This window comes from Enterobacter sp. KBR-315C3_2022 (genome assembly GCF_041399425.1).
Taxonomy (GTDB): Bacteria; Pseudomonadota; Gammaproteobacteria; order Enterobacterales; family Enterobacteriaceae; genus Enterobacter.
In genome coordinates this window covers 1-20,631 of sequence record NZ_JBGKEB010000040.1, presented here as the reverse complement: position 1 = coordinate 20,631, position 20,631 = coordinate 1, and the positions used below count along the sequence as shown (strand labels likewise).

Annotated in this window: 22 protein-coding genes; 18 read left to right on the top strand and 4 right to left on the bottom strand. The window is 49.3% G+C overall.

Annotated features, from left to right (window positions below):
* Together umuD and AB8804_RS22665 are read left to right on the top strand one after the other, a co-directional pair.
* On the top strand, window positions 1–334 hold a 334-nt coding region (gene umuD / locus AB8804_RS22670), incomplete at its 5' end, for a translesion error-prone DNA polymerase V autoproteolytic subunit (RefSeq protein WP_371190179.1).
* Window positions 334–1,605 (top strand): Y-family DNA polymerase, encoded by a 1,272-nt coding sequence (locus tag AB8804_RS22665; protein WP_371190178.1) that lies wholly within the window; start codon window positions 334–336, stop codon window positions 1,603–1,605. The genes umuD and AB8804_RS22665, both read left to right, overlap by 1 nt.
* Before the next feature lie 146 nt (window positions 1,606–1,751).
* On the opposite strand, the gene AB8804_RS22660 is transcribed toward AB8804_RS22665, so the two are convergent.
* Both AB8804_RS22660 and AB8804_RS22655 read right to left on the bottom strand, forming a co-directional pair.
* Window positions 1,752–2,720: a ParB family protein gene (locus tag AB8804_RS22660; RefSeq protein ID WP_371190177.1), complete on the bottom strand. Its 969-nt coding sequence runs from the start codon at window positions 2,718–2,720 to the stop codon at window positions 1,752–1,754.
* On the bottom strand, window positions 2,717–3,922 hold the full coding sequence (locus tag AB8804_RS22655) for an AAA family ATPase (protein WP_371190176.1): 1,206 nt from the start codon (window positions 3,920–3,922) through the stop codon (window positions 2,717–2,719). Before AB8804_RS22655 ends, AB8804_RS22660 begins: the two co-directional genes overlap by 4 nt.
* A 259-nt stretch (window positions 3,923–4,181) precedes the next feature.
* On the opposite strand from AB8804_RS22655, the gene AB8804_RS22650 reads away from it, so the two are divergent.
* The 13 genes from AB8804_RS22650 (at window position 4,182) to AB8804_RS22590 (ending at window position 16,762) form a co-directional block, all read left to right on the top strand.
* Entirely contained in the window at window positions 4,182–4,469 is a 288-nt protein-coding gene (locus AB8804_RS22650) for a hypothetical protein (protein ID WP_371190175.1), read from the top strand.
* Window positions 4,470–4,763: 294 nt separating this feature from the next.
* The gene (locus AB8804_RS22645; protein WP_371190174.1) at window positions 4,764–5,393 is read left to right on the top strand and encodes a recombinase family protein; all 630 of its coding nucleotides are present in this window, start codon (window positions 4,764–4,766) and stop codon (window positions 5,391–5,393) included.
* Window positions 5,380–6,159 carry a hypothetical protein gene (locus AB8804_RS22640; protein ID WP_371190173.1) on the top strand — a complete coding sequence of 260 codons (780 nt, stop codon included), beginning with the start codon at window positions 5,380–5,382 and terminating at the stop codon, window positions 6,157–6,159. The genes AB8804_RS22645 and AB8804_RS22640 overlap by 14 nt, the downstream gene beginning before the upstream one ends.
* On the top strand, window positions 6,143–6,322 hold the full coding sequence (locus AB8804_RS22635; RefSeq protein ID WP_371190172.1) for a helix-turn-helix domain-containing protein: 180 nt from the start codon (window positions 6,143–6,145) through the stop codon (window positions 6,320–6,322). Before AB8804_RS22640 ends, AB8804_RS22635 begins: the two co-directional genes overlap by 17 nt.
* A gap of 132 nt (window positions 6,323–6,454) precedes the next feature.
* Window positions 6,455–7,408, top strand: a complete 954-nt coding sequence (locus AB8804_RS22630; protein ID WP_371190171.1) for an Rpn family recombination-promoting nuclease/putative transposase — start codon at window positions 6,455–6,457, stop codon at window positions 7,406–7,408.
* Between the two features lie 777 nt (window positions 7,409–8,185).
* Complete coding sequence (locus AB8804_RS22625; protein WP_371190170.1) at window positions 8,186–8,773, top strand: helix-turn-helix transcriptional regulator; 588 nt, start codon at window positions 8,186–8,188, stop codon at window positions 8,771–8,773.
* Window positions 8,774–8,898: 125 nt separating this feature from the next.
* Complete coding sequence (locus AB8804_RS22620) at window positions 8,899–9,459, top strand: fimbrial protein (RefSeq protein WP_371190169.1); 561 nt, start codon at window positions 8,899–8,901, stop codon at window positions 9,457–9,459.
* A gap of 59 nt (window positions 9,460–9,518) precedes the next feature.
* Window positions 9,519–10,250 carry a molecular chaperone gene (locus AB8804_RS22615; protein ID WP_371190168.1) on the top strand — a complete coding sequence of 244 codons (732 nt, stop codon included), beginning with the start codon at window positions 9,519–9,521 and terminating at the stop codon, window positions 10,248–10,250.
* A gap of 41 nt (window positions 10,251–10,291) precedes the next feature.
* Window positions 10,292–12,850, top strand: coding sequence for a fimbria/pilus outer membrane usher protein (locus AB8804_RS22610; protein ID WP_371190167.1), 2,559 nt, complete (start codon window positions 10,292–10,294; stop codon window positions 12,848–12,850).
* 36 nt (window positions 12,851–12,886) lie between these two features.
* Entirely contained in the window at window positions 12,887–14,029 is a 1,143-nt protein-coding gene (locus AB8804_RS22605) for a fimbrial protein (RefSeq protein ID WP_371190166.1), read from the top strand.
* Window positions 14,030–14,037: 8 nt separating this feature from the next.
* Window positions 14,038–14,574 carry a fimbrial protein gene (locus AB8804_RS22600; protein ID WP_371190164.1) on the top strand — a complete coding sequence of 179 codons (537 nt, stop codon included), beginning with the start codon at window positions 14,038–14,040 and terminating at the stop codon, window positions 14,572–14,574.
* A 205-nt stretch (window positions 14,575–14,779) separates the two neighbouring features.
* On the top strand, window positions 14,780–15,376 hold the full coding sequence (locus AB8804_RS22595) for a recombinase family protein (protein WP_371190163.1): 597 nt from the start codon (window positions 14,780–14,782) through the stop codon (window positions 15,374–15,376).
* A 393-nt stretch (window positions 15,377–15,769) separates the two neighbouring features.
* Entirely contained in the window at window positions 15,770–16,762 is a 993-nt protein-coding gene (locus AB8804_RS22590; protein WP_371190162.1) for a hypothetical protein, read from the top strand.
* A 394-nt stretch (window positions 16,763–17,156) separates the two neighbouring features.
* On the opposite strand, the gene AB8804_RS22585 is transcribed toward AB8804_RS22590, so the two are convergent.
* Both AB8804_RS22585 and AB8804_RS22580 read right to left on the bottom strand, forming a co-directional pair.
* Entirely contained in the window at window positions 17,157–17,510 is a 354-nt protein-coding gene (locus AB8804_RS22585) for a hypothetical protein (RefSeq protein WP_371190161.1), read from the bottom strand.
* 124 nt (window positions 17,511–17,634) lie between these two features.
* Window positions 17,635–18,429, bottom strand: coding sequence for an HNH endonuclease (locus AB8804_RS22580; protein WP_371190160.1), 795 nt, complete (start codon window positions 18,427–18,429; stop codon window positions 17,635–17,637).
* Between the two features lie 680 nt (window positions 18,430–19,109).
* On the opposite strand from AB8804_RS22580, the gene AB8804_RS22575 reads away from it, so the two are divergent.
* The 3 genes from AB8804_RS22575 to AB8804_RS22565 all read left to right on the top strand — a co-directional run bounded on the left by AB8804_RS22575 (window position 19,110) and on the right by AB8804_RS22565 (window position 20,403).
* Complete coding sequence (locus AB8804_RS22575; RefSeq protein ID WP_371190159.1) at window positions 19,110–19,361, top strand: antitoxin; 252 nt, start codon at window positions 19,110–19,112, stop codon at window positions 19,359–19,361.
* The gene (locus AB8804_RS22570) at window positions 19,358–19,675 is read left to right on the top strand and encodes a type II toxin-antitoxin system RelE/ParE family toxin (protein ID WP_371190158.1); all 318 of its coding nucleotides are present in this window, start codon (window positions 19,358–19,360) and stop codon (window positions 19,673–19,675) included. Before AB8804_RS22575 ends, AB8804_RS22570 begins: the two co-directional genes overlap by 4 nt.
* A 347-nt stretch (window positions 19,676–20,022) precedes the next feature.
* Window positions 20,023–20,403, top strand: coding sequence for a DUF4354 family protein (locus AB8804_RS22565; RefSeq protein ID WP_371190157.1), 381 nt, complete (start codon window positions 20,023–20,025; stop codon window positions 20,401–20,403).
* Window positions 20,404–20,631 lie beyond the last annotated feature (228 nt).

Sequence of the window (20,631 nt, the reverse complement as noted above, 5' to 3'; positions counted from 1 at the left end):
GGCTGCCGACTATACGGAAGATGAACTCGATCTGAATGCCTACTGCATCAGCCGCCCCAGCGCGACCTACTTTGTCCGGGCCATTGGTGATTCAATGAAGGATATGGGCCTTCACTCCGGCGACCTGATGGTGGTCGACAAGGCGGAAACGCCTGTGCAGGGGGATATTGTTATCGCTGAGACAGGAGGGGAGTTTACCGTCAAGCGTCTGCAGCTGAAGCCACGCATCGCCCTGCTGCCGATGAATCCCGCCTACCCCACGCTTTATCCTGAGGAACTACAGCTATTCGGCGTCGTCACGGCGTTTATTCACAAAACCCGGGGATCAAGCTGATGTTTGCGCTCGCGGACGTGAACTCCTTTTACGCCAGCTGCGAGAAGGTGTTCCGGCCTGACCTTCGGAACAAACCCGTTGTTGTGCTCAGTAACAACGACGGCTGCGTCATCGCACGTTCGAAGGAAGCAAAGCAGCTCGGCATCAAAATGGGCGTGCCCTGGTTTCAGCTAAAAGATGCGCAGTTCCCCGAGCCGGTCATCGCGTTCTCCAGCAACTACGCCCTGTACGCTTCTATGTCAAACAGGGTAATGGCGCATCTTGAGGAGCTGGCGCCGCACGTTGAACAGTACAGTATCGACGAGATGTTTCTGGATATCCGGGGGATCGATGGCTGCATGGATTTTGAGGATTTCGGGCGCCAGCTGCGCGCGCACGTACGAAGCGGGACAGGCCTGACTATTGGTGTTGGAATGGGACCTACGAAGACGCTGGCAAAATCGGCGCAGTGGGCATCCAAGGAGTGGTCACAGTTTGGTGGCGTCCTGGCTCTTACTCGAGGCAATCCAAAGAGAACAGAAAAACTCCTGTCCCTGCAGCCGGTTGAGGAAATATGGGGGGTTGGCAGGCGGATCTCGAAAACGCTCAACGCGATGGGTATCACGACGGCCCTGCAGCTGGCGCGTGCGAATCCGGCCTTTATCAGGAAAAACTTCAATATTGTTCTGGAGAGAACGGTCCGGGAGCTCAACGGAGAGGCCTGCATCTCCCTCGAGGAGGCTCCGCCAGCAAAGCAGCAGATCGTCTGCAGCCGTTCCTTTGGCGAACGCGTCACAACCTATGAGTCGATGCGACAGGCTGTCTGTCAGCACGCAGAGCGTGCAGCCGAGAAATTACGCGGTGAGAAGCAGTACTGCAGGCACATCTCCGTGTTCGTAAAAACATCCCCGTTTGCCGTGAACGAACCCTACTACGGCAATCTGGCCAGCGAAAAGCTGCAGACGCCCACGCAGGATACGCGAGACATTATCAATGCAGCCGTCAGGGCGCTGGAGCGTATCTGGCAGGACGGCCACCGGTACGCCAAAGCTGGATGTATGCTGAATGACTTTACGCCGACGGGCGTGTCGCAGCTGAACCTGTTCGATACTGCGCAGCCACACAGCAACAGCGAGCAGCTGATGAAAGTTCTGGACGGGATCAACCATTCAGGACTGGGGAAAGTGTGGTTTGCCGGAAGGGGGATTGCACCTGAGTGGCAAATGAAGCGGGAGATGCTTTCTCCGGCATATACGACTCGTTGGTCTGAATTGCCAATAGCTAAACTATGACGATGCAAAAAACATGGGACTACGTGGTGATTTCACTATGAAAGAATTTAGAAAAAAACTTTATAATCAATAGATTAACCATCAAAAAACCATGGTGAAAATAGTAAAAAAAAGATGCCAACTGGCATCCTTTTTTACTCTTGTTATCACACCGATGAAGGCAGTTTTTCAAGAATACGCTTAATAGCCTCATCAATCTCTGACTGCACTTCATTAGATATACGTGAGAATTCATAAACAACAAGCCGCTTCTTCGAGTCAGTTTTCTTCCTTGCAAACTGGTTGCGATCAGCAAACTCTCTCAACTTCTCAGTTTCAATGGTTTTTGCAGGCCGGTCTATAAGAGCTTTACTCTCTGCCCGAAAGACTGACAGGATTTTACTTTTATCAATTGCTGGATAATCAGGCAGAGCCATCAACTGTTGCCGCACTTTATCCATCAACTCCTTCACTGACGTTTTTTTGTAGTTTGCTTCTTCAGACAGTTTCAACAGAAATTGATAATCCGACAGCGAAATATCATTTATTACAGGAAACACAGATATCATTTCGTCCGGAACTGATGCCGCCTGAAATGCTCGTGTAACTTTAGCAGAAGAGATATTTTCAGCCAGAGCGATCTCTTCTTTAGTCATACTGGTTCCATAGGTAACTTCCAGCCGTTTTCCCAGCTCGCGCAGACTATGCTCTCTTGCAGTCTGTATGTCTTTGGCAAGCTGCCTTGCGTCTGCAAGATCAATATCGTCTTTTGTTACCAGAATCTCGAATTTTACGTTGTTATAGATGCAAGCAGCCCGTCTGCGGGTACCGTCTAATATTTCAATTCGTCCATTTACTTCCCGACCAATAGCCGGAAAGAATTGTTGAAGTTTAATCGTGCGGGAGATGTCAGTAACTGACTCGCGCGAAAGCATAGTCTGATCGCGCCCATTAACCGTAGCATCAATGTACGTCTTTGATTCAATCTCTCCGCTTAACACTACCGTTTTGACAAATTTGGCCTGCTTACCTGATTTAAGTGTAAAGGTTTTGACATCTCCGTCACTTTCCAGCATACGGGCGAACTCTGAATTGCTATTACCAAGAACTCTTCCTCGAGCTAAGACCTTTTTCATTTGGACGCTCCCCGGATGTATTCAATGCGATCAAAAACGGCTTTAGTAAAACGTTCCGCTTCGGTACGTGCTTTTTTCAGTGCTTCTGCACTTCCTGGGTACGAAACAGGATTAGCACTAATGATGGTGTCAAAAGATTCACCGCATCGTTCGAATCCGTCTAACCGTGGAAGTGACGAGTCCAGAATATTACTTGCATACACCTCACGAGCCAGACTATGGGACGTCTCATGATCGCGCTTACTGGTCATTTTTGACATAAATCCAATACTTGCACTCAGGCGCGGCTCTACACCTTCCTCTTCAAGACGTTCGAGCATTTCAGGCAAACGTGTTAAGTATTTGAGGGTTGAATGGAAATCAACCTGTGCCGGGGGGGTAGGGGTTAGTAGCAAATCACTCGCAGCCAGACCATTCAGAAGGAACGGATCAAGATGAGGGCCAGTATCAATGAACACAAAATCATAATCACCTGCGATACGGTCAATGATTTTTTTCCTGAGTACTTCAGAAGGCTTAAGGCCAGGTAAATGTTCAGCAACCAAAGACTCCCACTGGCTCGCCACGAAGCCGTCATCAATTGATGCAGGGATCACATCAACACCAGGAATAATGGTGGGCCGAATAACCGCTTCTCGCAATGTTTCTGCATCGAGATCGTTCAGCATTGCCTGAGCGGCGGTTTCGAGAACAGTACCAATGCTATGAGTGTGGTCCAAGAACATGGTACTAGATGCCTGAGGATCAAGATCTATAACCAGGATACGAAGATCATGGCGGAGCAAGTCCTGATGTACACGTAACGCGTGTGCAAGCGTTACTGTACTGACGGTTTTTGAGACGCCACCTTTTAGGTTGACGACAAAAATTACGTAAGGTTCTTTATGAATATCACGATATTTAGGTATATGCCGGTGGGCGTAAATATCAATAACGTTCTGAATTGTTAATGCATATTGCTCGACGTTGCCAACCTGCTTTTTATTAAATTCATAGCCGCTTTCTTCCATTTCTTTAACGGCCAGTTCTACGATGCGTCGGCTCAGCTTCGGCAATTTTGCGACCGCATTACGAGTATATGTTTGATGATACTCTGTCAGATTAAATTCCTTTCTTTGCTCCTCAATATCCCGGCTCATGGCCTGAAGTAGAGCACTTGCTCTGAGCGCTATGGTACCGACACTACCGTAATCTCGTTTCATAATTTTCCCCTGAGATAGATTCCCTGCCCATGAAATGCGTATAAAGTTCAATCACATTGTACACACAAACAAAAAACGCACAACATATTTTGCAATGTCGATAAATTGTTGTACGTATGCGGTATTTTTTCACATCACTTCGCGCCATTTCGCATGAATTATCAATAATTAGATTTAATTGATTAAATTTTCATTGACGCGATAAATTTAACTTACTAAATTAAAAAGCTCATTAAGCACAGCGATGAAGGGGTCATAGATGGGAAAACAGACAAAAAAAGCTTTAAGTGCAATTCAAGCCGCACTTGAAGAACAGGCGAGTGAAATCGCTCAGCACGATACACGTCTCGATCGACTTGAAAAAATTGTGGATGCCCAGGCTAAAGATATTGCCGCTCTAGAAAGGGGGGTGATGGAAATGCGTAATCAGTCTATTAAAGCAGCTGTGGGCGGCGGCATTCCTACAAAAGTTGTTGCTTCAGCTCATAATGTAACACCTGGACGAATCTCCCAGATAGCTCCACGCAAACCGCGAACTTCAAAATAATACATCCCTGATTTAACTTTACTGTCAGGCCGCGCCAGCGGCCTTTTTAATACCCCTTAAATATTCCTGGTGATCGTGTTTAATTTTGTTGACCAGCAGCGCAAACCGTGAGTCTGTTCAGAACTCGTTTCTGAACAGGGGAGTGGTTGGACAAGCCCATCGGGCGCGTCAGGTTGTAACAATTGGGTATCCCCAAAGTTGACCACTCCAATTGATATAGAACATTCAATATGATACCAACATAAAGTTACCACCATATATTAGACCATTCATACTAGACCATGGGTTCAAATAATGTACATCTACGCATATCTTCGAGCTTCAACTGCTGAGCAAGACGCGCTTCGTTCAAAAAACAGGCTAAAAGAATTCGCAGCGGTTCATGGGCATCGAATTGCAGGCTGGTATGTAGAAAATGCTTCAGGTGCATCTCTTAATCGTGCTGAGTTAACCCGTATGCTTTCAGATATGGAACCAGGGGACGTCATTTTGATCGAACAAGTGGATCGACTGTCCCGCCTAAATGATGCTGGCTGGGAGATTCTTAGAAAAGAGATAGCCGATAAAGGTTTATCTGTTGTCAGTCTTGATCTACCTACCAGCCATCTGGCCCTATCCAGCACAGTAAGTGATGAGTTTACCCGGAGCATGCTAAAGGCCGTGAATGGCATGATGCTGGATATGCTCGCCGCTATTGCCCGAAAAGATTACGAAGACCGTAGACGTCGACAGTCAGAAGGGATCGGGAAGGCGAAAGCTGAAGGAAAATACCAGGGCAGGGTGGCCGATGCGCAGAAACACGAACTGATTCGCACTCTGCGTCTGGCCCACGGAAAATCATTGCGTGAAACAGCTCGCCTCGCTGGCGTATCAAAGATGACAGTAATCAGGGTCTGTAAAGGGAAAATGGATGAAGTCGAATAGAGTGGAACGCCTGCTGAAAACGATTGCAGTATTAGTAACTTTCGCAATACTGCTGGCAACAGTCTCCGGACAGGCGGTAAAGAACAGCGATACAGCAGCCTGGCTTTCAATGATATTTAACGGGGTGATGGCCACTGCCGCTGTGGGCGCTTTTCTGACAGCACGCAAATGGTTGCCGCAGCTAACCATGCAGGAAGGATACAGGGAAGCCATTACGCTGGTGAACGAGCTTATACTGCCTCTGGAGGACTGGGAGTCGATGTATGGTTGTCTTATGCGGCTTGACCAGACAAGTAATACCCTGCATCAGGGAGGCCAGCCCCGGTATAATCGCCAGCTTGAATTTTCACAGCTGGAGACAGCTTTTGAAAAGCTTAATAAAAAGACGGAAAGCATCAGGCTTCAGTTTCGACGCCTTGCCACGTTCGGGCTGGCAGGTTCGGCGCGCTATGAGAAACAACTTGTTGAACTGGAGAACGCGTACCGTTCCACATTGAAAACCGCCGAAAGACTGGAAGAACGTCTCCGGGAAGATTTTCATCTTCACAGCCAGTACCAGGCAGTCCGGGAGCAGTATTCTTATATTAACAATGCAAGTAAAAGAAACCAGGTGCAGGCCAGTAAAGTTACATGGGGAGCATCAGCTAACCTTGTTAAGGATGCATGGGATATTTTTGATGAAAGCTATAACCGAACGATGGAGATTTACAAAAAGCTTTTTGATGACCGTCCGACGGTTGCGGAACTTTTTGAAGTCAGGAAGTAACGGCAAAATATTTAGTCGGCCACCGGCGCTGAACCAGGAACAGCAGCAGGCAGCGCCTGAACAGCTTAACGCAGGTGCCAGTATCAGCTCTGTTGCCCGCGACTTCGGCACCTCAAGGCAAACCATCATGCTCCTGCGTGACGATGCAATCAGCCCGGAGTAAAAAGAATAGATGGGGAGGCGACCGAACCACCCCGGAACAGTCCCCTGAAGGAGTAACAATTCCTTTCTCCGCCAATATTAGCTTTTTCGGGCTGTGATATCATCTCCGGGTCATTTTTCAGAGCCAGAGCTGATGAAGAAGAAAAACAGCACACCCACTCCACACGATGCCACGTTCAGGCAGTTCCTGACGCAACCGGATGTTGCCAGGGATTTCATGGAACTCCACCTGCCCGCAGAACTGCGTGCAGTCTGCAACCTAAGCACACTGAAGCTGGAATCAGGCTCGTTTGTTGAGGATGATCTCCGCCAGTATTTCAGCGACGTCCTCTACAGCCTGAAAACTACAGCCGGCGACGGATACATTCATGTCCTGGTCGAGCACCAGTCAACGCCTGACAAACATATGGCTTTCCGCCTGATACGCTATGCTGTGGCCGCCATGCAGCGCCACCTGGAGGCTGGCCATAAAAAGCTGCCGCTTGTGATACCTGTGCTGTTCTATACGGGTAAGCGCAGCCCGTATCCGTATTCCACCCGGTGGCTGGATGAGTTTGACGATCCGGCGCTGGCAGGCAAACTCTATAGCAGCGCCTTTCCGCTGGTTGACGTTACGGTCATTCCGGATGATGAAATCTCAGGTCATCGCAGTATGGCTGCCCTGACCTTACTGCAGAAACATATTCACCAGCGCGACCTGGCAGATCTGGTTGACCAGCTGGCACCCATCTTACTGGCCGGATATCTGTCTTCATCGCAGGTAATATCGCTGGTACACTATATAGTGCAGGCAGGCGAAACGTCCGACGCCGAAGCCTTTGTACGCGAACTGGCACAGCGTGTGCCGCAACATGGAGACGCACTCATGACCATCGCACAGCAGCTTGAACAGAAGGGCATCGAGAAGGGCATCGAGAAGGGCAGGGCTGAAGGCTTACAGCTCGGTGAACAGCGCGGCATTGCAAAAGGGGAGCGCGAAGCCACCCTTAAAATTGCCCGAACGATGCTGCAGAGCGGCATTGACCGCAGTACCGTCATGAAAATGACCGGTCTGACGCAAGACGACCTAGCGCAAATCCGCCACTAAGCCTTTCCCGAGCCTCCCTGTCCCATCAGTTTACACTGATGGGACAGGGAGGCATCCCCTCCTGTTGTATCTGCCAGTCACAGCTTTTAAGCAATTCATTAAGAGCTTCAAACTGCCCACTTATCCTGGTTGGGAACGGTAATATTTGTACCCCTTATATTCAGAAAAGTAACCAGATAACAGCCTCATATATGTTTCGTACGCTGAGATCAACTAAAAGAGAAAAGGTAAAAAATACCTTGATGCAAAAAATTCTCGATACCAAAACGCCCCCTCATTTAAAAAAACAGACTGATTTATTTTATGTCTGATTGCCTGAGTAAGATTAATCAAAATTAATTAGTGTATAATTCTTATTGTTAATTAAGTATAAGTAATTAACGAGTTGTAATAATGTAAAAAACAGAATTCTTCAGGTTAATTCTAAATGTTGACATTTGTGGGTTGTTTGTTGATTTATTGTTAACTGTCGTTATCTGGAAAAACAAACGCTAAAAATCAATACTCTGATATATAAGCATTTATTTCATATGGCTTACCTCGCTTGATCGGTATTCTCGATCAATAAATGGTGATTGATATGTAATTTCTATTGATTGATGTGTTATCGATCGATTTAAACAATTTGGCAATCTCATAACTTAAAGTACTATTCGTACTGTTGAAACTTTACGCATGCTTACCAAAACAAAAATTTTTATTTCCATGTATGTTTTGTATGGTTTCCTGCTTGAGGGGAGAGGCTTCACGTCTGATATTTACGCCGGGTGAGAAAGGATGAAGGAATATTTTAAACGGATTCATTGTGATGATTTATATTTCAGTAAAGGGCTGTTCGAGCTGATTAATGGCCTCTTTCAGCACGATTTTCCGGAGGCCGGGCATTCTGACACCGGCATGACTGAGTTTCCTGATATATGGGTTTTTTTCCGTGACAGTGCGGAGGAATTATATCCCTTTATTCGCCAGGCTGTTTCTCACCGGCTGACCATTGTCTTTGGCAAGGATTGCCATAAAAGAGTGCTGAGTAGCGTGCCGGGCCTCGAGCAGATGGTATTTATGGATCTTAATATCCCCCCTGAAAGGGCCGGGGACAGGATAAAAAAAGCATTTATTGCCAGTCGTTATGGATTACCGGTTAACCGGGTCTCGTTTGCCGGCGATCCCATATTGACGTTTTTTGAAAAATGGGTTCTGACGGGGCTGATGTCCGGGGTGAGTGTTTCCGAATTCGCCTCCCATACCGGACGGTCCGTTAATTCTATCAGCGCATGCAAACGCCGGATTATGAAAAAACTGAATGTGTTTACTAATCAGGAGTTATTCGCCAAAGCATGGGCTATGGGGATCCATTTCGACGCGTAACAGGCAAATAAAATAGCCGTTTCAGGTGTGTTTTATCCGTTTCGGAAGAAGCGGGTGGTGTTCTGCTGCGCGCTGCGTTCAGGACGAGTTGTGTATCAATAAAAATGTAACTGAGGTTTTTTAGCATGAAAAAAACAATTGTGAGTCTTTCACTGCTGGCTGCACTGGGTATGGGGATGTCTGCGGCCAACGCGGCTTCCACCGGGACCATCACCTTCAACGGTGAGCTGACCGACACCACCTGTGACGTTGATGTGAACGGTCAGGGCGCGGACGCCACCGTCACCCTGCCGACCGTCAGCATCAACCAGCTGACCGCCCCGGGTAACACCACCGGCCGCACTTCCTTCAATATGAACCTGTCCAAGTGCGTGATTGGTACCGAAGGCGGCCACTCCAAGGTGGCGGCGTTCTTCCAGCCGGGCGACACCGTTGATCTGTCCACCGGCCGCCTGAAAAACGTCGGCGGTGACGCCACCATGGTTGACCTGCAGCTGCTCGATGCGTCCGGCAACTACAAGGCCATCAACGTGGGTAACACCGACCAGGTGAACGACATGACCTACGTGGATATTAAGGCAGATGGTACTGCCCTGCTGCCGTACGCCGTTGAGTACTACGCCAATGGCCAGACCACGGCCGGTACCGTCACCAGCAGCGTTGTTTACAACCTACAGTACAAGTAATCCGCTGATCGGCCGTCCGGGGAGCCTGTTCTCCCCGGCTTTTCCGGAGTCTCTGCCCTATGTTTCTGAAAACCCTCCGTCCCGCCCTTAAGGCGGGTCTGTTTGCCCTTGTGTTTGCCGCCTTTCAGAGCCAGGCCAGTATCGTGGTCAGCGGCACCCGGGTGGTCTACCCCGGCAACGAACGGGAAGTCACCGTCAAACTGTCCAACACCGGTAAAGGGCCCGTGCTGGTCCAGAGCTGGATAGACAAGGGGGATGTGGAGGCAAAGCCTGAAAAAATTCAGGTGCCGTTTATCCTGACCCCGCCCATCAACCGGATCAATCCCGACAAAAGCCAGACGCTGCGTCTGAGCTATACCGGCTCGCCGGCCCTGCCGGAAGACCGGGAATCGGTGTACTGGCTGAACGTGCTCGAAATTCCGCCGGTGACCAAAAATATCGCCCCGAACCGGATTCAGGTTGCTTTCCGCACCCGGATCAAAATGTTCTACCGGCCGGCGGCCCTCAGCGACCGGGCAAAAGCGGCGGAAGCCGCGGAGAAACTCAGCTGGTCCGTCAGCAATGGTGAATTGAAGGCCACCAATCCTTCCCCGTATTTTGTCTCCCTGGTCTCCGTGAGTGTGTCGCAGGGGAGCCGTAAAACCTCCGTGGACGGTGAGATGGTCTCCCCCCTCAGCAGTCACGGCTTCCGCATGAAAGACGGGGCGCTGTTACGCGCCGGCACCACCGTGTCCTGGGAATACGTGAACGACTGGGGTGCCGTTAAAACGGGCCATTCCACCCTTAAGTGATCCCCGGTGATAAAAACGATTAAACAGACAGGAATGTTACCATGAACCGTCACTTTCATTATTCCGTGCTGGCGGCGGCCGTACTGGCGGCCATTATGCTGCCGGCGGCTGCACAGGATGTGCCAGCAGCCGGGGCAGAGAGGCTGGTCCCTTCAACGGACGATAAGATCTCCTTTGACCCGATATTCCTGGGGACCTCCGGTGGTGAAGAGGTGGATCTGAAGCGTTTTGAACGCGGGGATTCGGCCACCCCGGGGACCTGGCCCACGGATATCTATGTGAACGGCGAGCAGGTTTCCCATGAAGCAGTTCTGTTTTCGGAGTGGCCGGACAAAAGCGTCCAGCCCTGTCTGTCGCCGGCGATCCTGAAAAAAATCAATTTTAACTATAGTGAACTGCCGCCGTCCTTCAGCCAGGCACTGAAGCAGGAGCAGGCCTGTTATCCGCTGCCGGCGCTGATCCCGCAGGCCAGTATCGCCTTTGATTCCGGTACCCAGCGTCTGGATATCAGCGTTCCCCAAGCCATGATGCAGAACACCGCCCGCGGGTACGTCAGCCCGGAGCTCTGGGACAGCGGCGTACCGGCCCTGATGCTCGGCTATAACGCCAGTACCTACACCACCCGTTCAAACGGAAAGGATTACAACTCGGCCTATGCGGGGATTAATGCCGGCCTGAACCTAGGTGCCTGGTATTTCCGCCATGACGGTAACTATAACTGGCAGGAAAAGGGGGGCAGCCAGTACCAGTCTCTGAATAATTACGTCCAGCGCGATATTCCGGCTATCAAAGGCCGGGTGCGGATGGGGGAAACGAGCACCCGCGGCCAGCTGTTTGACACGTTGCCCTTTAAGGGCATTGAATTGGTGAACGACGACCGGATGCTCCCCCAGTCCCAGCGGGGATACGCCCCGGACGTCCGGGGCATCGCCCGTACCAATGCCCGCGTCACGGTTCGCCAGAACAGCCGGGTGATATATGAAACGACCGTCTCGCCCGGCGCTTTCGTGATTGATGATTTATACCCGACGGGCTACGGCGGTAATCTCGATGTGACCGTCACGGAAGCGGACGGCAGCGTGCAGACGTTCTCGGTGCCGTACGCCTCGGTCACGCAGCTGCTGCGCACGGGGATGCACCGCTACGATATCGTAGCCGGCAAGCTCAATGACCCGTCCATTTCCTTCAATCCGACCCTGTATCAGGCGACCTACCAGCGGGGGCTTAGCAATATTCTGACCGGGTTTGTCGGGATACAGGGCAGTGGCGCGGATTATTACGCCCTGCAGGGTGGCCTGGCGGTGAGTACCGCCGTGGGGGCGTTTTCCGCCAGCGTCACCCAGGCGCGGACTCATCTGAAGGAGCAGAAGGACACGGTGGCCAGCAGCGGGCAGAGCTACCAGGTGAGCTACAGCAAATTTATTCCCGCCACCGACAGTAACCTGACGGTGGCGGCGTACCGGTTCTCCACATCCGGCTACTACGACTATACCACCGCCATGCACGTACTCGATGAGGAGCGCCATGGCGGGTCAGCGGAGAATATCTGGCGGCCAAAAAACCGGTTTAACGTCACGATGAACCAGGGGCTGCCCGGGGACCGGGGGCAGATGTACCTGACCGGTTACACCCAAGACTACTGGAACAACGGCGGCTCAGACCTGCAGTACCAGCTGGGGTACAGCAACAGCTGGGGCAGCGTCAGCTACAGCGTCAGCGCGGGGCGCGTGAGGAATTATGGTGGGGATATGGAAACCACCTGGCTGTTTAACATGACGATGCCGCTGGGCAGCCGGATGAATAATGTGCCAACACTGACCGCCAGCGTGAACCATAACAGCAACGGCCGCACCGGTGAGCAGGTGGGGATCTCGGGCTCGGCCGGGGATGACTACCAGTATAACTACGGCGTGACGGCGATGAACTACAACCAGGGTACCGGCAGCAGCATGGCGGTGAACGGGGGATGGCACTCGCCGTACACCAACCTGACGGCGACCTATGGTGCCGGTAAACACTACCAGAATGCCTCGGTGGGCATGAGCGGAACGGTGATCGCCTGGCAGAACGGTATTGTGGCCACGCCGTACACCGGGGACACCTTTGCGGTGGTGGAAGCGAAAGGGGCGAAAGGGGCAAAAGTGGGCGGCTACTCCGGGATACGTATTGACCCGTGGGGGCACGCGGCGGTGCCGTACCTGAACCCGTATGAGATGAATGAAATCACCATCGATCCGAAAGGACTGCCGTATGACGTGGAGCTGGAGAACACGACCGACAAAGTGGCGCCTTACTCAGGCGCGGTCAGCCGGATTGTGTTCAAGACCAGCCGGGGTACGCCGCTGCTGATTATGGCAAAACAGGCCAGTGGTGAGGTGGTGCCGTTTGGAGCGGAAGTGGCTGACAGTACCGGTACGGTGGTGGGCAGCGTGGGCCAGTCAGGGCAGATTTATGCCCGCGTGGAAAAAGCACGTGGACAGCTGATCGTGAAGTGGGGGGAACGGACCGGACAACAGTGTTCGGTGAATTATGGGCTGCCCGGCGGAAAAGTGGACAGGCCATCAAGTGACATGGTTCGCCTCAGCGCGCAGTGTCGCTGATGGGCATATTTTCTGAATCAGAATACGGGACTATTTATGAAGAAATTGTTGATGAGGCTATGCCTCCTGTTGATTTCAGGTGGTGCGGCACTTTCCGCTCAGGCGACTGTGATCTGTAAGATTTATAATGACTCCTCTTTTAATACGACCGCAAGTCTGAATGGCTCTGCGGTGCTTTCGGTCACCCCGGACATTCCGGTTGGTACGCGTCTTTATGCTGCCCGAGTTCTGGCAGATAAATATCCCGATGCATTTTCAATTAATTGTAACGGTCAACCAAAAGAAGCCTTTAGCGCAATACTAAAGACAAAAGTCCTGAACGGTTCAGGACTGGGGGATAATATTACGTTTGACTCCGGCTATCCTGGTATCGGTGTACAGTTCTGGATCAAAGGGGGATATATTACAGCTGATGGGCAGAAAGCAGCCAATATAATAAATTCATCTACAACGGAAAGTGGTAATGTAATACTTGGAGCTAATGTTTTTGATCGAGAAATGACGATGTTTCTGGTTAAAACAGGGGATGTGCAGCCTGGTGTATTATCGGCAACGGGATTTCCGTACGTGCAGTATATCTGGAACCCCGGAAATAACGCCAGCTTCATCCCGGGGATACTGTCAGAGTTCCATTTTAACGGACAGGTGTCTATTACTACGCCTTCCTGTAAAACGCCGGAAAATGTTGATGTAGAACTGGGTGAATACACAACCACTGAAATTAATAATAATGGTGGTTCGCCGTGGAAAGATGCGTCTATCCGGCTGACAGGATGCCCGCGATTTACCGGTTATGCCGGTAAACAGGGAAGCTGGCATGTCACACAGAGAGGTAACAGTTCTATTTCTTATGCCGCAGGAGAGGCGCCTGTTTATGCTGCCAATAAACTGGGGCTAACACTCAACGGTGTCCGGGGGAATCTCGATAATGCCAACGGTATTGTGGATATTGAGCGCTCAGTCGGTTCCGCCAGTGGCGTGGCGGTACAGATAGCAAAAGGCGATAGCGGTAACAATTACCCGGCCCAGTTGGGCGCTGAGACTCTCCAGGATATCCCAATGGATGGAGTCAGTACAATTACCATTCCGTTAGTCGTCAGAATGATAAAACACGGAGAGTCGGCAGTAAAAGCGGGGCGAGTAAATACCCAGATAACCTATCTGATTAACTATAAATAGGCTAACGCATGAAAAAGAACATTATCATAGTTGCACTGATATCAGGCATCTTGGGCTCATCGTCAGTATATTCTGCGGATACCGGGAATATTAATGTCAAAGGGTTGATAACCTCATCCACCTGTTCAATCGACGTTAACGGAGAAAATAACGGGACTGTTGAACTGCCAACCTTACCGTCCAGTGTATTTACAGCATCCCATCCGGATGACGGCGAGACACCATTCACAATAAATTTAACTCGCTGTGATGATGTCAACAGTGGAGCTGTAAATATCGTACTGACAAAACCTGTTGCAGATTCGAATCCGGACATATTGCCCACATCAGGAACAACTAAAAATGTGGCTTTCAGAATAATGCATGATGAATCAGATTACCCGACCTGGAACTCGCCTTCAGCAGGCTCGCAGGAATACGGACCTATTACTATATATAATGGAGGAGCCAGTCTGGGTTTTACCGTGTATTATCACGCGACGGATTTTCCTGTTAAAGCAGGGACATTAGGTACCGTTCTGAAAATGGGAATTGAATATCAATAGCGCCATGACTTCATAAAATTTCGGGATAACTGGAATAATAAATACGCTAACGTAATTATTCATTTCCGTGAATAAGTATACCTCAGCGAGATGTACAAAATCGACCCCTTTCGGACACCAAAGGCCAAACTGTCCAAAAGATGGTTTTGAATGTTTCGTACACCTGTTAGAATCCGTACATCCTTTACGGACACAAAAGGTGCATATGTCACGAGTTTTTGCTTATTGCCGGGTATCAACGGTGGATCAGACTACTGAAAATCAACGACGCGAAATTAAGGCTGCAGGATTTGATATAGAACCGTACAGGATTATTGAAGAACAAATCAGCGGCTCTGTTGTTGCTAAACAAAGGCCTGGCTTTATGCGTCTTCTTGACCGAATGGAGATCGGTGATGTTTTGATAGTCACCAAGCTTGACCGTCTCGGGCGTAACGCAATGGATGTCCGTGAGACTGTTGAACAACTGGCTGAGTCAGGAATTCGTGTTCACTGTCTAGCTTTGGGAGGCGTGGACCTCACCAGCGCTGCCGGCAAGATGACCATGCAGGTCATTTCGGCTGTGGCTGAGTTTGAGAAAGACCTGCTGATTGAGCGCACACATTCTGGCCTTGCAAGAGCCAGAGCAGCAGGCAAACGGTTTGGTCGGCCACCGGCGCTGAACCAGGAACAGCGGCAGGCAGCGATTGAACACCTGAAAGCAGGTGCCAGTATCAGCGCCATTGCCCGCGAGTTTGGGACCTCACGACAAACCATCATGCGCCTGCGTGGCGATGCAGTCAGCCCGGAGTTACCAGATTGACATCCACCCCGGCACAGTCCGCTGAAGGAATGGCAATTCCGTCCACCACATTTGCTAAGAGATCAGGACTTATTTTGTAATCTGGAAGTACATCGAAGTTGCAACAATAGTACGCTATTGCGTGACGTAGATTCGTGACGTATAGTTACTGCAACTTATTTGTTTATAACTACCGTCAGGTACAAAATTATGTCTCCCGTACAAGCTAAACAAAAGCAGCATGAACGCTACGAAGCCGTAGCGGTGCAGGTTTTGCGTGGTCGTGCCGGTTACAAACCTGCCGTGAAAAGCCGCTTCAGTAAGTCAGCCAGTAGCAAATTCTCTCATACTATAGCTTTTGCCTGATCCTGAACTTTGAGGCACAATAAACCATCATTCGCTGATGGTTTTTTTATGCCTGTTCAAGACGTTATTCCCCCCTATGAGCAGATGTACCTGCTAAATCAGCAGCTGATCTGCAACGCTGACCAGTTCAAACATGCCGTTATCACAGTTGGCGGTCAGGCTGTGCAATACTGGATATCCTATTATCATGCACAATACGGCGACAGATTACCTGATGAGCGTCTCACAACTTCTGTTGACTGCGACTACAGCGCCCGGAAAGATGATATTGCGGCTATAGCAAAAACGCTCAACGTTAAGACGTGGGAGAACAAAGACGGTCAGCCCCCATCCCTTGCACAGTTTATGCTTATCGATCAGGACACACACGACATCAAACGGGATGATGGACGCTTATTTGCCGTACCGGATGCGCCTGACGAGCCAAATGTGGTGGATATTATCGACCGACCCGGAGGCTTTGACCGTTCTGATTTTCTGGGGGAAAAGCTTTACCTGTATACCGCCCCGTTTTATGTAGAAGCAACCGGCCCCGGCATGCCTGAAATGAATGAAAAGGTAAGGGTGTTGAACCCTGTCGCCTGTATGCGCTCGCGCTTTAGCAATCTGATTGCCTTGCGCCGTGATGCTGAAATTGAAATTGCGCGTATTAACGCGCTCAAGATCCCATGTTATTTCTTTCTCATCGAACAGTTTGATGAACAGCCGTTCAAAGTTGCACGAGGAATCTTTATGGATTTGTGGTGGCTCGCGAATGACGAAAGCGGTCTGCGCCATCAGGCCTTCTGGCATAGCTGGCAGGGGCCGCTTCTTGAAGGGCAACAAAGTAACAATATAACTCTGATTGATTTATTGGAAGGCGTACATGCATACCTGGAAGGGCATCTTGATGACTTTGAAATACCGGAAGCCTTTGTCACCAAAGAATTACCGCTAAAGCTCGCACATCTGCGTGAACGCTGGGAGCGTTACGTGGTACTCAATGCTGAATGGGCAGCAAGAGGGCGTAGGGGGTTTGAACGTAATCGCCGTGATGATTAGCCTCCTATGGGCTGAAAAATTTGCGCATGTGCAAATCACCGGAGCACACGCTAATAGGGGTGAGTTTGGATATAGGAAATTATTGTACGTTTAGCGCATTATTTAACCATGCTAACCCGTAAGGGATTGATTTAGTGGCAGTGGCTTTAGCTTTTAAATTATCGCGTATTCCGTATCGCATTTATGTTATCCGATTAGACAAAATCTACGGGGAACTGCGTATAGCGCGGGAGTACATCCTATTGCTATAGGTAAGCCTGTTCAAAAAACATGCTTACCGTACAATAATTTTCTATATCAAAACTGACCCCATTAAGAGCTTCAAACTGCCCACTTATCCTGGTTGGGAACGGTAATATTTGTACCCCTTATACTACATGCACAAAAGAGAAAATTAACGGAACCATCTCAATTTTCCTTGAGCAACTTCCCAAAACAGTTTTATTGCCATGAGTAGGCCAATGCATCCTGCTAAAATAAATATCAACCCAAGTATCATCATCGACAGAGATAAAATCAGTCCACTCCAAAATCCAAATCCACTCGAATATTGTATGGAAGACATACGAAGAGGAATAGAGCCACCTACGCGAATCCCTCCTCCAGAGACTGCTACCCAAATATTATCCCCCCATACGTAACACATAAACAAACCTAAAATAACAATGCCTAATGAAAAAATGAAAAATAAAGATTTAAGCCAGAAAGTTGAATTTTTTAGATTGTCCAGTTCACGTCCTTTGCTCATACTCATCATCCAAAACAGATTTGTAAAACTAGTATAATCAGTCATATCCCATACGACCAGAGAATTGGATAGATGACATCAAGTACAATGGATAGTATTTTAGACAGTGTCGTAAGTGCTCCCTCTATGGGCTGTAATAATTATGAGTAGGAGCTGACTGTCGTGGCTGGCCGGTAGCTTCTGCCCGTTTTTTGGCTTCGTCGATTATGTTGCGCAGTACTTCAACAGCCAGTGGTCTGGACTCATTTGACCGGTGCACCATCGCGTGACAGTTAGGGCAGAGAGGGACCATATCCCTGACCGGATCAATTTCATAGCTCTCGCCAATATCTTTTAGAGGGTTGATATGATGAACATGGATGAAGTCTTTGCCCAGGTCACCGTAGGTTTTTTCGAAATCGAAATCGCAGCCCTTGCATACGGTACCATGATGCCTGATACAGGCTTTCCTGGCTTCAGCACTTCTTTCGTAGGCATTGACGGTGACGACCTTCCGGGCGCCTTCTATATATTGTTCTGGCATGCTGAGCTCTTCAGGATAAGCATGACCGATCGTATCGGCATACCACACGCTCCCTTCCTTCCGGAGATAGCGTTTTTCAATGCGGTGTTCGAAACCGGCAATAGCGGCCACGTCAGGATTGTCAGGCTTCGGTGAGTGCAGCATGTTGAATGTGTAAAGCTCATACCCTTCATTAAGGTAGCCGAGATGCTCAATAGCCTGCGTATAGCCCGGAAGCCTCTTTTTCCTGGCGCTGAACTCCCATTCTTCGCGGAGAATGACCGCACGCTCCTGTTCGCGCTCGGTGTCCCAGGCACCAAAAATCACTATTTGACGGTCGTGGCTGATGAAAGACCAGCTCCAGTTCCAGTTCTTACAGGTTGCGCCCTGACTTTGGATAAACTGTTTTCTGTTCAATTCCCACCTTTTAATAACGACAATCGCTTTTGAACAAGCATGCTTAATCTTATTTTATGTATTACACCTTCCAGAGCAGCAATGAGAATATTGACCTGGATGCGCTGGTTGCCGGGCTGCAACTGGAATAACGGAAAAATCTGGGGTTCCGGCGTAGAACCCCACTTTCCGGGCAACCAGACCCGGTCACAGGCAGCTTCAAAGGCAATGTCACTCTGTCAGTCAGTATGCATCTTCTCAGACGATTACTCGCAGAGGTCTGTGGTGAGGCCGACAACAGTATTACTCTGTGTCAGTCACAGGACAACGAAAACAATGGTTTTCCTGTGTTATGGCAACCGGTCATCAGACCTGTGGCTGGCACTCGCCAGACCGATTATACCAATTTCAAAACAGAGGTTGTAGGAGGAGTGTTCGCTGGTCCACGCCGTTAGGCTGGGTACACATCAATCTGACAGGCGATTATATCTGAAAAAGCAACCGGGTACCGGCTTCCGGTAAGTTTCGTCGGCTGAGGCCAGCTAAAGTAGGAAGGTCAAAAAACGACCTTAACGTACAATAATTTTCGATATCCAAACTGACCCGTCCAGCAAACGAGCGTTTGATGGAGAAGTGCTCTGATGCCTTCATTCATATATATGTGCTAATGTGGGTTTGTGTATTCCAGAGGAGATAAGCCAGTGAGCCGACTGACAATTGATATAACAGACCAGCAGCATCAGAGCCTGAAAGCACTGGCTGCTCTGCAAGGTAAAACGATAAAGCAATACGCACTCGAACGTTTGTTCCCCGGCGATGCAGACGCTGACCAGGCATGGCAGGAGCTGAAAGAGCTGCTGGGAAACCGTATAAACAACGGGCTGGAGGAGAAAGTTTCTACCAAGAGTATCGGAGACATTCTTGATGACGAACTGAGTGGAGAGCGTGCGTGACGGCCTATATACTTACCACTGATGCGGAAGCCGACCTACGGGGCATCATCTGCTACACGCGTAAACAGTGGGGGACCGCACAAGTTCGTCGCTATATTGCCAGGTTGGAGCATGGTATTGCAGATCTTGCTGCCGGGCGAGGTTCCTTCAGGGATATGAGCGAACTCTTTCCTGAACTACGGATGATACACTGTGAACATCATTATGTTTTTTGTCTGCCACGCGGGAGTGCGCCCGCACTGGTTGTAGCGATTTTTCATAAACGTATCGATCTCATGGCCCGGTTGAGCGAGAGGCTCAACATCGAAAGTTAGCGGTCAGTGAAGTCCACCCCAGTTTCAACACTTCATCCCGCCGGGTAAGGTTTAACTGGACAGCACATCAAAGGTGCAGATGGACTACATCTGCCTGCAATATCCAGTATATTTTCGCTTTGCGAAATGGATGGAGCGACTGGCTCAGGGGATTGCTGATGATGTTATCGAGGTTCCGAAAGACCACTAAAAATAAGGGGTTCTACGCCGGAACCGCCGAAATTTCCGACGAAAGGAATTGATGTACCTTTACGCGTGGTTTAGTATGATTTTTATACTATTATCAGGGTGCTGCATCTTGCATACGTGCAGTAATCCAGATAACTAACCCACAAAAAGGAATTGATATGAAGGTTTCTGCTATCTTTGCATCTCTAACTCTGGCCGGTTTTTGCTTTGCTGCAAACGCCTATACTCCTAGTAATGTCGCCGTATACGCCACTGAACAATCTCAGGGGTCTATATCCATTGGTGATAAAACTGCATACACCAAAACCTTTGAGGTCTCCTTAGCAAAATTATCTGCAGATACTGTCGATTTATCAAAGCTTTGCCTAAAGGCTTACTCTCCAGACAAGAAAGAATATAAACTCGATACTGTTGATGAGGTTTTAACCTCTGGTTCCCTGAAAGAAGGTAAACCGGTAAAGGGAATTGCTGTGTTTGCTTCTGAGAATGATGACGTTCTCAAAGCCGTTCTGGTAAAGATTTCCGATGATTGTAAATAATCTGATAAAGCAGCCTGCGGGCTGCTTTATGAAGTTTTATTCCTTTGAGGATGTCGTTAATACTTATACAGTTTCATTACCATCCTGTTTCAGACGCTCCTCTTCCCTGACGATTTACAGCATATTGGAATTTCATCTTACCAACATTTGTAAAGAAAAAAATGGATGCAATGAAATTTCCATAGAACTATAAGGATATAAACGGAACTGGGATTGAAAGGTGCAACA